Raw genomic sequence first — 15,886 nt, 5'->3', positions numbered from 1 at the left:
GGTCACTTGACTCGTCCGGCCATTGGTGAAGACGGCGAGGCAGCGAAACGCTTCGGAATCCTGCCTGCCAGGAAGGCTTCGCGTCCGGCTTCGATTGCCAGCCGCATGGCGCGCGCCATGCGGATCGGATCCTGGGCGCCGGCAATCGCGGTATTCATCAGCACGCCGTCGCAACCCAGTTCCATCGCAATCGCTGCATCTGAAGCGGTGCCGACACCGGCATCGACCAGCACCGGCACCTTGGCCTGCTCGATAATCAGCGACAGATTCCAGGGATTCAGGATGCCCATGCCGGACCCGATAAGCGACGCCAGCGGCATCACCGCGACGCAGCCGATCTCCTCCAGGATGCGGGCCTGGATCGGATCGTCGCTGCAATACACCATGACGTCGAAACCGTCCTTGACCAGCGCTTCCGCTGCTTTCAGCGTTTCCGGCATGTTCGGAAACAGCGTGCGTTCATCGCCCAGCACTTCCAGCTTGGCTAGCTTGTGGCCGTTCAGCAGTTCACGCCCGAGCTGCAGCGTATAAATCGCGTCGGCCGCCGTATAACAACCCGCTGTATTGGGCAGTATGGTGTAGCGCGACGGCGGTACAACATCCAGCAAATTCGGCGCGTTGGGATCCTGTCCGATATTGACGCGGCGGATCGCCACCGTGATGATTTCCGCGCCGCTGGCTTCGGTGGCGGCACGGGTCTGTTCCAGGTCGCGGTACTTGCCGCTGCCGACCAGCAACCGCGAGCTGTAAGTTTTGCCGGCGATGGTCAGGCCGGTGTCTGCTTGCCCCGTCTCGGGGGAGGAGTTCAGATTCATGACAAATCCTCTAATAAAGAAAATTGTAGGGTGGGCACTCCGTGCCCACGCCGGATACGGCCCAACCGGACGCAGCCCATCTTCCGCGTGGGCACGGAGTGCCCACCCTACGGTTTCAGCCGCCGCCGATGGCGCGCACGATGTCTACCTTGTCGGCTGCCTGCAAGATACGCTGCGGCCACAGGCTGGCCGGCACCACCTGCCGGTTGACCGCCACAGCCACCGCCTTGCCGGCCAGTTCCAGCGCCGCGATCAGCTGCTGCAGGCTCTCGCCGTCAGTCAGCGGATGGGGTGCACCGTTGAGTACGATTTCCATCACGGCCTCACTGCTTGCTGTAGATTTCCGCGCCGTTCTTGACGAACTCGATGGCTTTCACTTCCATCCCCTGCTTCAGCGCGGCGATGTCGGAAATGCCCTGCGCAGCAGCGTATTCGCGGACTTCCTGGGTGATCTTCATCGAACAGAAATGCGGACCGCACATCGAACAGAAATGCGCCACTTTGGCAGAATCCTTAGGCAAGGTTTCATCGTGGAATTCACGCGCCTTGTCCGGATCGAGGCCGATGTTGAACTGGTCCTCCCAGCGGAATTCAAAGCGTGCTTTCGACAGCGCATTGTCGCGGATCTGCGCGCCCGGATGGCCCTTGGCCAGATCGGCGGCATGGGCAGCGATCTTGTAGGTGATGATGCCGTCCTTGACGTCGACCTTGTTCGGCAAGCCCAGATGCTCCTTCGGCGTGACGTAGCACAGCATCGCTGTACCGTACCAGCCGATGGTGGCGGCGCCGATGCCAGAAGTGATGTGGTCGTAGCCCGGTGCGATGTCGGTGGTCAGCGGTCCGAGCGTGTAGAACGGCGCTTCGTGGCACTGCTCCAGCTGCAGGTCCATGTTTTCCTTGATCAGATGCATCGGTACGTGGCCCGGGCCCTCGATCATGACCTGGACATCGTGCTTCCAGGCGATCTGGGTCAGTTCACCCAGGGTCTTCAGTTCGCCCAGCTGCGCTTCGTCGTTGGCGTCATAGATCGACCCCGGACGCAGGCCGTCGCCGAGGCTGAAGCTGACGTCGTAGGCTTTCATGATTTCGCAGATGTCTTCGAAATGATCGTAGAGGAAGGATTCGCGGTGATGCGCCAGGCACCACTTGGCCATGATGGAGCCGCCACGGCTGACGATGCCGGTCAGGCGCTTGGCGGTCATCGGCACGTATTGCAAACGCACGCCGGCATGGATGGTGAAGTAGTCGACGCCCTGCTCGGCTTGTTCGATCAGCGTATCGCGGAAGATTTCCCAGGTCAGGTCTTCCGCCTTGCCGTTGACCTTTTCCAGCGCCTGATAAATCGGCACGGTGCCGATCGGCACCGGCGAATTGCGGATGATCCATTCGCGCGTTTCGTGGATGTGCTTGCCGGTCGACAGGTCCATCACGTTGTCGCCGCCCCAGCGGATCGCCCAGGTCATTTTTTCGACTTCTTCGCCGATCGACGACGTCACCGCGGAGTTGCCGATATTGGCGTTGATCTTGACCAGGAAATTGCGGCCGATGATCATCGGTTCGATTTCCGGGTGGTTGATGTTGGCAGGAATGATGGCGCGGCCGCGGGCGATTTCGTCGCGCACGAATTCTGGCGTGACGAAATCACCTGCGGCCGGCAACGAAGCGCCGAACGACTGGCCCGGATGCTGACGGCCCATCAGCTCGGCCAGCTTGTTGCCCATCGGGCCGGAGGCTTTCAGCTCTTCCAGGTATTCCTTGCGGCGCATGTTTTCGCGGATCGCCACGAATTCCATTTCCGGCGTGACGATGCCCTGGCGTGCATAGTGCATCTGCGAGACGTTCTTGCCGGCCATGGCGCGGCGCGGCTTGCGGTGCAGGTTGAAGCGCAGTTCCGCCAGCTTCGGATCGTTGAGGCGCTCGATGCCGTATTCCGAGCTTGGGCCTGGCAGTTCTTCGGTGTCGTCGCGTTCCATGATCCACGGCAGGCGCGGCGTCGCCAGACCGGAACGGATATCGATCTTGACGTCCGGATCGCTGTACGGTCCGGAAGTGTCGTAAACATAGATAGGCGGATTCTTTTCGGCGCCGAACGAAGCCGGCGTATCGGACTGGCTGATCTGCCGCATCGGTACGCGGATATCAGGGCGCGAGCCGGTGACGTAGATCTTGCGGGAATTCGGCAGGGGGTGGATTGCAGCTTCATCCACCGTTGCTGTGGCGGACAGGAATTTTGGGTTGGCGTTCATATTGGCTCCTTTGCTTGTATTTCATGGCTTGGAGCCAGCAAAGGAGTTTTCGAGCCTGACGGTGGAATCACAGCAAAAAGCGGTAAATCGGCCGACAACATTCTCGACAGCTTCCCTTCGCTGGCATTACCCAGATCAGGTTCGAGGGTATTTCTCACCCGATTGCATTAGCATTTCAGCAATCAGGACCCCTAGCGTTGCGTTGCCCCGGTGTTTGAATCCCGAGGCAGCGGAAAGGATTTTACACCCGCAATCGACTTGCGGTATATCGAAAATCCGGGTTTCCTTATCCCGGATCAAGTATAGAAGGCGGCTTCCGTGGCAAATCCGTCCACACGATTGTCTTTACGTCAAAAAACCATGCCTCCCGGCCGCCAATGTTAGGAGCCATCCGGCTGCGTACTTTATAATCATCGTTTTAGATCGCTTTAGCAAAGAACCCCAATAAATCATGGAATTAGCCAAGTCTTTCGACCCTGCCGAGATTGAACAATTCTGGCGCACGGAATGGGAAAAGCGCGGGTACTACACCGCCACCACCGACGCCGACAAGCCATCCTTCAGTATTCAGTTGCCGCCGCCCAACGTGACCGGCACGCTACACATGGGGCACGCCTTCAACCAGACCATCATGGATGGCCTGACCCGTTATCACCGCATGCGCGGCTATAACACGGCATGGATTCCCGGCACCGATCACGCCGGCATCGCCACGCAAATCGTGGTCGAGCGGCAGCTCGATGCGCAAAAGGTATCGCGCCATGACCTCGGCCGCGAGAAATTCGTCGAGAAAGTCTGGGAGTGGAAAGAAAAATCCGGCTCCACCATTACCGGCCAGATGCGCCGCATGGGCGCCTCCACCGACTGGAGCCGCGAATACTTCACGATGGACGACAAGCTGTCCGGCACCGTGGTGGAAGTGTTCGTGCGTCTGTTCGAACAAGGTTTGATCTATCGTGGCAAGCGCCTGGTCAACTGGGATCCGGTGCTGGGCACGGCGATTTCGGAACTGGAAGTGCTGTCGGAAGAAGAAGACGGTTCGATGTGGCATATCCACTATCCGTTCGCCGATGGCAGCGGCCATCTGACAGTGGCGACAACACGTCCGGAAACCCTGTTGGGCGACGTCGCGGTAGCCGTCGATCCGACTGACGAACGTTATATCCACCTGGTCGGCAAGATGCTCAAGCTGCCATTGACCGACCGCGAAATCCCGATCATCGCGGATAGCTATGTCGACAAGGAATTCGGCACTGGTTGCGTGAAGATCACGCCGGCCCACGACTTCAACGACTATGCAGTAGGACAACGGCATCAACTGGCGCAAATCACGATCCTGACGCTGGACGCGAAGATCAATGAAAACGGCCCCGCCCAATACCAGGGCATGGATCGCTTCGTAGCGCGCAAACAGATCGTTGCCGATCTGGATGCCCAAGGTTTGCTGGAATCGGTCAAGCCGCACAAGCTGATGGTGCCGCGCGGCGACCGCACCGGCGTGGTGATCGAACCGATGCTGACTGACCAGTGGTTCGTGGCGATGAGCAAGCCGGCGCCGGAAGGCACCCACTTCCCGGGCAAATCGATTACCGAAGTGGCGCTGGAAAAAGTCGCCAACGGCGAAATCCAGATGATTCCGGAAAACTGGAACAACACCTACAACCAGTGGCTCAACAATATCCAGGACTGGTGTATTTCGCGCCAGCTGTGGTGGGGCCATCAGATCCCAGCCTGGTATGCCGACGACGGCAAGATCTATGTCGCCCGCAATGAAGCGGAAGCGCAGGCCAAGGCTGCTGCTGCCGGCTATACCGGCGCGCTGAGGCGCGACGACGATGTGCTGGATACCTGGTTCTCATCGGCGCTGGTGCCGTTCTCGACCCTCGGCTGGCCGGAAGAAACGCCTGACTACAAGATGTTCCTGCCGTCGTCGGTGCTGGTCACCGGCTTCGACATCATCTTCTTCTGGGTGGCGCGGATGGTCATCATGACTACCCACTTTACCGGCAAGGTCCCGTTCAAGACCGTGTATGTGCACGGCCTGGTGCGCGACGGCAATGGCCAGAAAATGTCCAAATCGAAGGGCAATACGCTCGACCCTATCGACCTGATCGACGGCATCACGCTGGAAGACCTGGTCGCCAAGCGCACCGTCGGCCTGATGAATCCGAAGCAGGCAGACAGCATCGCCAAGGCCACCCGCAAGGAATTTGCCGACGGCATTCCGGCCTTCGGCACCGATGCGCTGCGCTTCACTTTCGCCTCGCTGGCGACGCTGGGCCGCAACATCAATTTCGACCTTGGCCGCTGCGACGGCTACCGCAACTTCTGCAACAAGCTGTGGAATGCCACCCGCTTCGTGCTGATGAACACCGAGGGCAAGGACTGCGGTTTCGAAGGCCATACGCCAGGCGTGTGCGACAAGGAAAACCTGCAATTCTCGCAAGCCGACCGCTGGATCGTGTCGCTCCTGCAGCGCACCGAAGCCGAAGTCGCCAAGGGTTTTGCCGACTACCGCTTCGACAATATCGCTTCGTCCATCTATAAATTCGTCTGGGATGAATACTGCGACTGGTACCTGGAAGTCGCCAAGGTGCAGATCCAGCAAGGCAACGAAGCGCAGCAGCGCGCTACCCGCCGTACCTTGCTGCGCGTACTGGAAGTGGTGCTGCGCCTGGCGCATCCGATCATCCCCTTCGTCACCGAGGCATTGTGGCAAAGCGTGGCGCCGCTGACCGGCAAGACGTTGGATGCGGCCGGCGATTCCATCATGCGCCAGCCTTATCCGGAAGCGAACTTGGAAAAGATCGATGACAGCGCGGAAGCCTGGATGACCCAGCTGAAGTCGCTGACCGATGCCTGCCGCAACCTGCGCGGCGAAATGCAATTGTCGCCCGCAGTGCGCGTGCCGCTGATCATCGCCGGCTCGGCGGAACAGCAGGCAACCTTGCTGTCGTTTGCACCGTACCTGCAGGCACTGGCGAAATTATCAGAAGTGCAAGTAGTAGAGACTCTACCCGAATCGCCTGCGCCGGTCTCGATAGTTGGCGATGCTAAGCTGCTGCTCAAAGTAGAAATTGATGTTGCAGCTGAACGGGAACGTTTGGGCAAGGAAATCACTCGTATCGAGGGTGAGATGGCGAAGGCCGAGACCCAGCTGAGCAATGAGAGCTTTGTGGCAAGAGCACCGGCACAGGTGGTTGCGCAGATGCGGGAACGCCTGGTCAGTTTTTCGAGTACCCTTGAGAAACTGCGCGAACAGTTTGCAAAATTAAAAGTATCTTGAGTTCTTAATAATAGGATGACGCCGGCGGCAGCATTGCAGCCGGCGCTACAGCTAACAGATACCAGGAGACGATGCATGAACAAACTTTTGATGCGGCTTGTAATGACGGCAATCGCCAGCGGCGCTTTGCTGGCCGGCGGCGCCTTTGCCCAGGGCGCCAGCTCGGCGGTGGGCCTGTGGAAGAATATCGATGACCACACCGGCAAACCAAAGGCGCTGATACGCATCACCGAATCCAACGGCGTCCTCAGCGGGAAGATCGAAAAACTGCTGCGCGATCCGGACCAGGACCAGAATCCAAAATGCGTCAAATGCGAAGGCGAGCTGAAGGATCAGCCTATCCTCGGCATGACCATCATCACCGGCATGCAAAAGGATGGCAACGAATACAACGGCGGCAAGATTCTCGATCCGGATAACGGCAAGCTCTACAAGAGCAAGATGACGCTGCAGGACAATGGCGCGAAACTGGATGTGCGCGGCTATATCGGCGTACCTATGCTGGGTCGTACGCAAACCTGGCTGCGTCAGGAATAAATTCTGTTCGAATCATTTTGCGTCCCGCGACGCTGAAAAAATGCCGTTCCAGCTTTAAGCTGAACGGCATTTTTTATTTGCTGGGATTGATGGATATCGACAGGTCGACAAGCCGATAGCGCTATCAGTACTGCAATCAGACGGGGTCGCCTAGACGAACGACACCGTCAGTCCCGGCAAGGCGATGCCGGAAAACGCCGTGACCCAGGTCTGCCCCGCCTGCACCGGATAGGCATCGGTCCAGGTACCGGTGGTGATGATCTCGCCGGCATGCAAAGGCGTGAATTCAGGATGGGCGTTAAGCACCTGGTGCAGATGCCACAAGGCGTGCACCGGGCTGTCCAGCACATCGCTGCCGAACCCGGCGCCGCACAGGGTGACCGAATCCTCCGTACAGCAAGAAAGCGAAACGCTGGCGTTGGCCAGCATGCTGGCCAGGTTGCGCCGGGTCGCGCTCGACAGTACATGCGGTTCGCCGACGATCAGGGTGCCATGCAGGCCGAATGCCGCAATGGCGTCGACCGCTTCGAATTTCCAGTCGGGGAAAGGGCAGACGACGATTTCGAAGGCATGCGCCATCCATTCGATGCAATCGGCGATTTCTTCCAGGCTGGCGTCGGGCGCCGGCGTCCTGCCGAGGCTGAAAACCACTTCCGGCTCAATGCGCGGCTGCACCGCTCCTTCCAGACTCTGGATGCCGCGGTTGTCTTCGGCGTAGCGCACCGTGGTGTCGAATATATGCGCCCAGATCGGCGCGCTGATCGATTCGGCGATGCCGTATTTCTGCCAGATGTTGCGGTTGCAGAATCCGAGCTTGCGTCCGACCGGATTGGAACCCTGGCCGATGCTGGCATCCAGGATCCGCTTGCCGATCTCATAGCCATCCATGACTGACAGGGCGTCGGCCTGGGACAGCAGGGGCATCAGTTTGGCTTGCGCTCGCGCGTCCAAAAGCTGATGGGCATAACGGCTAGCTTTGGTAGACATAAGCATGGTTGACTTGCACACTATTAGTGAAGACTATCGTATTGTCTGTGACGTTTAATTTTTACACAAGCAGCGAAATATTAGCATTTCGACACCTGCATCGCGGGACGGCACGATGCCCGCGCATATGCGGCTATCAGCCGCGATTAGAATCGATCATCGAATTCGCGATTTCTGCAAAAACTGATCAAGCTGTGATGCGAACAAATGGCGGTCGCCTTGACTGAAGGTCGTCGGACCGCCGGTTTCGACGCCGCTGCCGCGTAACTCCTCCATGAAATTACGCATCGTCAGGTGCTGCTGGATGTTGTCCTTGGTGTAAAACTCACCCCGTGGATTCAGTGCTTTGCCGCCTTTTGCCAGAACATCGGCCGCCAGCGGAATATCCGCGGTGATGACCAGGTCTCCGGCTTGTAATAATCGAACAATTTCATTGTCGGCGACATCAAAGCCGGCCGGCACCTGTACGGCCTTGACGAAACGCGAAGGCGGCACGCGCAATAATTTGTTGGCCACCAGCGTCACCGTGATCTGCAAGCGCTCGGCTACCCGGTACAGGATTTCCTTGATAACGTTTGGACAAGCATCGCCGTCAACCCAGATCTGCATGGCGGCGGGCGCCGGCGTTGCTCCACCGGTGATTGAGGGGATATTAATTTTGTCCCCACAACTCGCCGTTCGGTCCGGTTCTCGGCGCACTGACGCCAAAATGCGTATAAGCCGCCGGTGTGGCAATACGGCCGCGCGGCGTCCGTTGCAAATATCCTTGCTGGATCAGATACGGCTCCAGCACGTCTTCGATAGTGTCGCGTTCTTCGCCGATCGCCGCCGCCAGGTTGTCCAGGCCGACCGGACCGCCACCGAACTTGAACAGCACCGCTTCCAGCAGTTTCCTGTCCATGACGTCGAAACCGACCGGATCGACGTCCAGCATGACCAGCGCGGCATCCGCCATCGCCTTGGTGATTTCGCCATTGCCTTTGACCTCTGCATAATCGCGCACGCGGCGCAGCAGCCGATTGGCGATACGCGGCGTGCCGCGGCTGCGCTTGGCGATCTCGAAAGCGCCATCGTCCATGATGGGCGCGCCCAGCAGAGAGGCGCTGCGGGTGACGATCTTGCCCAGCTGCTGCGGTGTATAAAATTCGAGGCGGGCGACGATCCCGAAACGGTCGCGCAAGGGATTGGTCAGCATCCCGGCCCGCGTGGTCGCACCCACCAGGGTGAAAGGCTGAAGGTCGAGGCGCACCGAGCGCGCGGCGGGACCTTCGCCGATCATGATATCTATCTGATAATCTTCCAGCGCCGGGTACAGGATTTCTTCAACGACCGGCGACAAACGATGAATCTCGTCGATGAACAGGACATCGTTGGCTTCCAGGTTGGTCAGCAGCGCCGCCAGGTCGCCGGCGCGCTCCAGCACCGGACCGGAAGTCTGGCGCAGATTGACGCCCATTTCACGCGCGATAATGTGCGCCAGCGTAGTCTTGCCCAGACCCGGAGGGCCAAACAACAAAGTGTGATCGAGCGCCTCGCGCCTTTGGCGCGCGGCGGTGATGAATATCTGCAGCTGATCGCGTATCTTTTCCTGGCCGACGTACTCGTCCAGCTGCTTCGGCCGCAAGGCGCGTTCGATCGCCTCTTCGTTCGGCGATGCCGGCGTGGCGGAAATGATGCGCTGTTCGGTGAAATCGTCGGTTTGGATACTCATGTTCGGATTGTAGCCAGTGTGCGGCGATTAAATATATAAAAAAACCACGCTACGCCAATAAAAGACAAATCATCCTGCTTTGTGCCGCCACCCTACAGCTTGGAGAGCGCTTTCAATGCCAGTTTGATACCTTCCGACACGGTAGCCTCGGGCGGCAGCTGCTTGAGCGCCAGCATGGCTTCCTTGTCCGAATAGCCGAGCGCGATCAGGGCATTCAGAATATCGCCGCTGGCATCGCTGCCATGAGGGCTGCCGATCGGTCCCAGATCCGCGCCCAGCTTGCCTTTCAGCTCCAGCAGCAAGCGCTCCGCGGTTTTCTTGCCGATGCCGGGCACTTTGGTCAGCCGTCCGGCTTCCTGCAAGGTGACGGCCTGGGCCAGATCCTGCACTGACATACCGGACAGGATCGAAAGCGCAGTACGGGCGCCGACGCCGCTGATCTTGATCAACTGCTTGAAGACGTTGCGTTCTTCGGCTGTGCCAAAACCGTACAGCACATGAGCATCTTCGCGTATCGCCAGATGCGTCAGCAAGGCGATTTTTTCGCCGAGTCCCGGCAGATTATAGAAAGTGCTCATCGGCACCCCAACCTCGTAACCGACGCCGTTGCAGTCGATCAGCAGTTGGGGTGGATTTTTTTCGAGCAGAATGCCTGAAAGACGACCTATCATCGCGGTATGGCCTTAATGTGAATCAATGAATCATACAGGACAACTGGTTAAAAACACAGTAGTTTTCTTGCGGGAATGCGGAAATTGCAGGAAATGAAGAGAAACGCATAATTTCCGCGCAAAGCAAAAACCCTCTGCAAGGTAAGTTGCAGAGGGTTTTTTAATAAAAGCCTGACGATGACCTACTTTCACACTGGTTGCAGCACTATCATCGGCGCAAATTCGTTTCACGGTCCTGTTCGGGATGGGAAGGGGTGGTACCAAATCGCTATGGTCATCAGGCATAACTTGTAACCGCTGCTTGTTCTCCAGTAGGAGCAACAAACAACGCAATCTAGAAGAAGTAGTTTTTTATACCGAGCTCACTAGGGTGAGTGAGCCCGGTTGGGTATGAATGTCCAAACGGTGTTGCTATCTTTGATGGATAGTCACCTAGGCAAACAAAAAAGCTCATCATATAACCTGCTAAGGTTATAGGGACAAGCCTCACGGGCAATTAGTATCAGTTAGCTTAACGTATTACTACGCTTCCACACCTGACCTATCAACGTCCTGGTCTCGAACGACCCTTTAGGGGAATCTAGTTCCCGGGAAATATCATCTTAAGGCAAGTTTCCCGCTTAGATGCTTTCAGCGGTTATCTCTTCCGAACTTAGCTACCCGGCAATGCCACTGGCGTGACAACCGGTACACCAGAGGTTCGTCCACTCCGGTCCTCTCGTACTAGGAGCAGCCCCCTTCAAATTTCCAACGCCCACGGCAGATAGGGACCAAACTGTCTCACGACGTTTTAAACCCAGCTCACGTACCACTTTAAATGGCGAACAGCCATACCCTTGGGACCGGCTACAGCCCCAGGATGTGATGAGCCGACATCGAGGTGCCAAACTCCCCCGTCGATATGAACTCTTGGGAGGAATCAGCCTGTTATCCCCAGAGTACCTTTTATCCGTTGAGCGATGGCCCTTCCATACAGAACCACCGGATCACTATGTCCTACTTTCGTACCTGCTCGACTTGTCAGTCTCGCAGTTAAGCACGCTTATGCCATTGCACTATTAGCACGATGTCCGACCGTACCTAGCGTACCTTCGAACTCCTCCGTTACACTTTGGGAGGAGACCGCCCCAGTCAAACTGCCTACCATGCACTGTCCCCGATCCGGATAACGGACCAAGGTTAGAACCTCAAACAAACCAGGGTGGTATTTCAAGGTTGGCTCCACGAGAACTAGCGTCCCCGCTTCAAAGCCTCCCACCTATCCTACACAGATTGGTTCAAAGTCCAATGCAAAGCTACAGTAAAGGTTCATGGGGTCTTTCCGTCTAGCCGCGGGTAGATTGCATCATCACAAACATTTCAACTTCGCTGAGTCTCGGGAGGAGACAGTGTGGCCATCGTTACGCCATTCGTGCAGGTCGGAACTTACCCGACAAGGAATTTCGCTACCTTAGGACCGTTATAGTTACGGCCGCCGTTTACTGGGACTTCAATCAAGAGCTTGCACCCCATCATTTAATCTTCCAGCACCGGGCAGGCGTCACACCCTATACGTCCACTTTCGTGTTTGCAGAGTGCTGTGTTTTTATTAAACAGTCGCAGCCACCTTTTTATTGCAGCCCTTTCGTCCTTCTGGCGCAGGCCAGTCAAACTACCGGGGCGTACCTTATCCCGAAGTTACGGTACAAATTTGCCGAGTTCCTTCTCCCGAGTTCTCTCAAGCGCCTTAGAATACTCATCTCGCCCACCTGTGTCGGTTTGCGGTACGGTCTCGTTAGACTGAAGCTTAGAGGCTTTTCTTGGAACCACTTCCGATTGCTTCACCAATAAATTGGCTCGTCCCATACCCTTGAATTACGCTGCCGGATTTGCCTAACAGCCTTCTGTGATATAGGAACCGGGACTTCCAACACCCGGACAACCTTCCGCGATCCGTCCCCCCATCGCATCTAACGACGGTGCAGGAATATTAACCTGCTTCCCATCAGCTACGCATCTCTGCCTCGCCTTAGGGGCCGACTCACCCTGCTCCGATGAACGTTGAACAGGAAACCTTGGGCTTACGGCGTGGGGGCTTTTCACCCCCATTATCGCTACTCATGTCAGCATTCGCACTTCTGATACCTCCAGCATCCTTTACAAGACACCTTCGCAGGCTTACAGAACGCTCTCCTACCATATCCTTACGGATATCCGCAGCTTCGGTGACTGGCTTAGCCCCGTTACATCTTCCGCGCAGGACGACTCGATCAGTGAGCTATTACGCTTTCTTTAAAGGATGGCTGCTTCTAAGCCAACCTCCTGACTGTTTTAGCCTTCCCACTTCGTTTGCCACTTAGCCAATCTTTGGGACCTTAGCTGGCGGTCTGGGTTGTTTCCCTCTTGACGTCGGACGTTAGCACCCGGCGTCTGTCTCCCAAGCTCGCACTCATCGGTATTCGGAGTTTGCAATGGTTTGGTAAGTCTCGATGACCCCCTAGCCATAACAGTGCTCTACCCCCGATGGTGATACTTGAGGCACTACCTAAATAGTTTTCGGAGAGAACCAGCTATTTCCAAGTTTGTTTAGCCTTTCACCCCTACCCACAGCTCATCCCCTAATTTTTCAACATTAGTGGGTTCGGACCTCCAGTGCGTGTTACCGCACCTTCATCCTGGCCATGAGTAGATCACTTGGTTTCGGGTCTACACCCAGCGACTGAACGCCCTATTCGGACTCGATTTCTCTACGCCTTCCCTATACGGTTAAGCTTGCCACTGAATGTAAGTCGCTGACCCATTATACAAAAGGTACGCAGTCACGGAACAAGTCCGCTCCTACTGTTTGTATGCACACGGTTTCAGGATCTATTTCACTCCCCTTCCGGGGTTCTTTTCGCCTTTCCCTCACGGTACTGGTTCACTATCGGTCGATATCGAGTATTTAGCCTTGGAGGATGGTCCCCCCATGTTCAGACAGGATTACACGTGTCCCGCCCTACTTGTTGCAAGCTTAGTTCCACAATGATCATTTCGTATAAGGGGCTATCACCCTCTATGGCCGACGTTTCCAAGTCGTTCTACTATGTCCACTGCTAAAACTTGCGGCTGTTCCCATTTCGCTCGCCACTACTTTGGGAATCTCGGTTGATTTCTTTTCCTGCAGCTACTTAGATGTTTCAGTTCGCCGCGTTCGCTTTGCAACCCTATGTATTCAGGTTGCAATGACCACTAGGGCCGGGTTTCCCCATTCGGAAATCTGCGGATCAAAGCTTGTTTGCTAGCTCCCCGCAGCTTATCGCAAGCTACTACGTCCTTCATCGCCTGATATCGCCAAGGCATCCACCATGTGCACTTATTCACTTGTCCCTATAACTTTAGCCTCTAGCTGCGTTCACAGCTAAAAAGCGGTTATAGAGGTATTTCTATGAGTTTAGCGTTTGCCGTATCCAAAGTGTTATCGCATTCTCCATGCAGCTTGCGCCCATGGAGTCTTTTGAGAACTCTTTACATACTTTTTGATTTGATACAATCATACCCATCCACAACAATGTCTTGTCATGGACGAATCTTTACTACTTCTTCTAGATTGTTAAAGAACGGTAAAACCAGTGATCTTAAAAAGACCAAACCTAAATCCCAGCGCGCTACTGCGCCGACTTAGGTTTGATATTTCTTGCTTCTTCTCACCAAGGAAACTTGGTGGAGGTTGACGGGATCGAACCGACGACCCCCTGCTTGCAAAGCAGGTGCTCTCCCAGCTGAGCTAAACCCCCGAAACTTTATGGTGGGTCTGGTTGGGCTCGAACCAACGACCCCCGCGTTATCAACACGGTGCTCTAACCAACTGAGCTACAGACCCGCTTGGATCAGTACGAGCCTACCATCAACTCCAGCGCTTTCACGCCGCAGCCTTTGACCGATACCTGTTCTTCTTTATTAACAGACGATAAGTGTGGACGCTTAACTTTCATGCAAACTCTAGAAAGGAGGTGATCCAGCCGCACCTTCCGATACGGCTACCTTGTTACGACTTCACCCCAGTCACGAATCCTACCGTGGTAAGCGCCCTCCTTACGGTTAGGCTACCTACTTCTGGTAAAACCCGCTCCCATGGTGTGACGGGCGGTGTGTACAAGACCCGGGAACGTATTCACCGCGACATGCTGATCCGCGATTACTAGCGATTCCAACTTCATGTAGTCGAGTTGCAGACTACAATCCGGACTACGATACACTTTCTGGGATTAGCTCCCCCTCGCGGGTTGGCGGCCCTCTGTATGTACCATTGTATGACGTGTGAAGCCCTACCCATAAGGGCCATGAGGACTTGACGTCATCCCCACCTTCCTCCGGTTTGTCACCGGCAGTCTCATTAGAGTGCCCTTTCGTAGCAACTAATGACAAGGGTTGCGCTCGTTGCGGGACTTAACCCAACATCTCACGACACGAGCTGACGACAGCCATGCAGCACCTGTGTTACAGTTTTCTTTCGAACACTCCCAAATCTCTTCGGGATTCTGTACATGTCAAGGGTAGGTAAGGTTTTTCGCGTTGCATCGAATTAATCCACATCATCCACCGCTTGTGCGGGTCCCCGTCAATTCCTTTGAGTTTTAATCTTGCGACCGTACTCCCCAGGCGGTCTACTTCACGCGTTAGCTGCGTTACCAAGTCAATTAAGACCCGACAACTAGTAGACATCGTTTAGGGCGTGGACTACCAGGGTATCTAATCCTGTTTGCTCCCCACGCTTTCGTGCATGAGCGTCAGTGTTATCCCAGGGGGCTGCCTTCGCCATCGGTATTCCTCCACATCTCTACGCATTTCACTGCTACACGTGGAATTCTACCCCCCTCTGACACACTCTAGCTATGCAGTCACAAATGCCATTCCCAGGTTAAGCCCGGGGATTTCACACCTGTCTTACATAACCGCCTGCGCACGCTTTACGCCCAGTAATTCCGATTAACGCTTGCACCCTACGTATTACCGCGGCTGCTGGCACGTAGTTAGCCGGTGCTTATTCTTCAGGTACCGTCATTAGGACATCGTATTAGGACATCCCGTTTCTTCCCTGACAAAAGAGCTTTACAACCCGAAGGCCTTCTTCACTCACGCGGCATTGCTGGATCAGGGTTGCCCCCATTGTCCAAAATTCCCCACTGCTGCCTCCCGTAGGAGTCTGGGCCGTGTCTCAGTCCCAGTGTGGCTGGTCGTCCTCTCAGACCAGCTACTGATCGAAGCCTTGGTGAGCCTTTACCTCACCAACTAGCTAATCAGATATCGGCCGCTCTATGAGCATGAGGCCCTTACGGGTCCCCCACTTTCATCCGTAGATCGTATGCGGTATTAGCTAATCTTTCGACTAGTTATCCCCCACTCAAAGGTACGTTCCGATATATTACTCACCCGTTCGCCACTCGTCAGCGGAGCAAGCTCCCTGTTACCGTTCGACTTGCATGTGTAAGGCATGCCGCCAGCGTTCAATCTGAGCCAGGATCAAACTCTTCAGTTCAATCTCTGTTTTGTGGCATTGCTGCCTAGCATCTCTGCTATCGCTCACTCAAAATACTGACAGGCCACTTCTTTGCAGAAGCGCCTATTTTCTTCTTTTGTGAACATTTAATGTTTTAAGTTATACGCTCCTGATT

The 15,886-nt window shown here is 55.8% G+C and carries 9 protein-coding genes, 2 tRNA genes, 3 rRNA genes and 1 riboswitch; of the genes, 2 read left to right on the top strand and 12 right to left on the bottom strand.

The genetic code is table 11. The features are described 5' to 3' along the window. Window positions 1-2: 2 nt before the first annotated feature. The 3 genes from BCF11_RS14965 to thiC form a co-directional block, all read right to left on the bottom strand. A complete protein-coding gene (locus BCF11_RS14965; RefSeq protein WP_098495429.1) occupies window positions 3-815 on the bottom strand; it encodes a thiazole synthase in 813 nt (270 codons plus the stop codon). A gap of 115 nt (window positions 816-930) precedes the next feature. Further along, window positions 931-1,131 (bottom strand): sulfur carrier protein ThiS, encoded by a 201-nt coding sequence (thiS, locus tag BCF11_RS14960; RefSeq protein ID WP_098495428.1) that lies wholly within the window; start codon window positions 1,129-1,131, stop codon window positions 931-933. A 7-nt stretch (window positions 1,132-1,138) separates the two neighbouring features. After that, window positions 1,139-3,061: a phosphomethylpyrimidine synthase ThiC gene (gene thiC / locus BCF11_RS14955; RefSeq protein WP_098495427.1), complete on the bottom strand. Its 1,923-nt coding sequence runs from the start codon at window positions 3,059-3,061 to the stop codon at window positions 1,139-1,141. Between the two features lie 95 nt (window positions 3,062-3,156). After that, window positions 3,157-3,264: riboswitch (TPP riboswitch) on the bottom strand. 248 nt (window positions 3,265-3,512) lie between these two features. Between thiC and BCF11_RS14950 the strand changes: the two genes are divergently transcribed. Continuing rightward, window positions 3,513-6,347: a valine--tRNA ligase gene (locus tag BCF11_RS14950; RefSeq protein ID WP_098495426.1), complete on the top strand. Its 2,835-nt coding sequence runs from the start codon at window positions 3,513-3,515 to the stop codon at window positions 6,345-6,347. A gap of 102 nt (window positions 6,348-6,449) precedes the next feature. Continuing rightward, entirely contained in the window at window positions 6,450-6,884 is a 435-nt protein-coding gene (locus tag BCF11_RS14945; RefSeq protein WP_369827857.1) for a DUF2147 domain-containing protein, read from the top strand. A 150-nt stretch (window positions 6,885-7,034) separates the two neighbouring features. On the opposite strand, the gene BCF11_RS14940 is transcribed toward BCF11_RS14945, so the two are convergent. The 9 genes from BCF11_RS14940 to BCF11_RS14900 all read right to left on the bottom strand — a co-directional run bounded on the left by BCF11_RS14940 (window position 7,035) and on the right by BCF11_RS14900 (window position 15,750). Beyond that, entirely contained in the window at window positions 7,035-7,877 is an 843-nt protein-coding gene (locus BCF11_RS14940; protein ID WP_199110871.1) for a 2-keto-4-pentenoate hydratase, read from the bottom strand. Between the two features lie 150 nt (window positions 7,878-8,027). Then, on the bottom strand, window positions 8,028-8,480 hold the full coding sequence (locus BCF11_RS14935; RefSeq protein WP_098495423.1) for a YaiI/YqxD family protein: 453 nt from the start codon (window positions 8,478-8,480) through the stop codon (window positions 8,028-8,030). 43 nt (window positions 8,481-8,523) lie between these two features. Further along, window positions 8,524-9,582: a Holliday junction branch migration DNA helicase RuvB gene (gene ruvB / locus BCF11_RS14930; RefSeq protein WP_098495422.1), complete on the bottom strand. Its 1,059-nt coding sequence runs from the start codon at window positions 9,580-9,582 to the stop codon at window positions 8,524-8,526. Window positions 9,583-9,674: 92 nt separating this feature from the next. Then, complete coding sequence (gene ruvA, locus BCF11_RS14925) at window positions 9,675-10,253, bottom strand: Holliday junction branch migration protein RuvA (protein ID WP_098495421.1); 579 nt, start codon at window positions 10,251-10,253, stop codon at window positions 9,675-9,677. A gap of 169 nt (window positions 10,254-10,422) precedes the next feature. Next, a 5S ribosomal RNA gene (gene rrf / locus BCF11_RS14920) occupies window positions 10,423-10,535 on the bottom strand. Between the two features lie 193 nt (window positions 10,536-10,728). Beyond that, window positions 10,729-13,601 (bottom strand): 23S ribosomal RNA (locus BCF11_RS14915). 331 nt (window positions 13,602-13,932) lie between these two features. Beyond that, a tRNA-Ala gene (locus BCF11_RS14910) sits at window positions 13,933-14,008 on the bottom strand. A gap of 9 nt (window positions 14,009-14,017) precedes the next feature. Beyond that, window positions 14,018-14,094: transfer RNA gene (locus tag BCF11_RS14905), tRNA-Ile, on the bottom strand. Window positions 14,095-14,217: 123 nt separating this feature from the next. Further along, window positions 14,218-15,750: ribosomal RNA gene (locus tag BCF11_RS14900) — 16S ribosomal RNA — on the bottom strand. The 16S, 23S and 5S rRNA genes sit together here with 2 tRNA genes alongside, the layout of an rRNA operon. Between the last annotated feature and the right edge of the window lie 136 nt (window positions 15,751-15,886).

Source organism: Collimonas sp. PA-H2, from assembly GCF_002564105.1.
In the GTDB taxonomy this organism is placed as follows: domain Bacteria; phylum Pseudomonadota; class Gammaproteobacteria; order Burkholderiales; family Burkholderiaceae_D; genus Collimonas.
The sequence above is the reverse complement of the archived record's forward strand: the minus strand, read 5'-3'. Positions and strand labels throughout refer to the sequence as shown.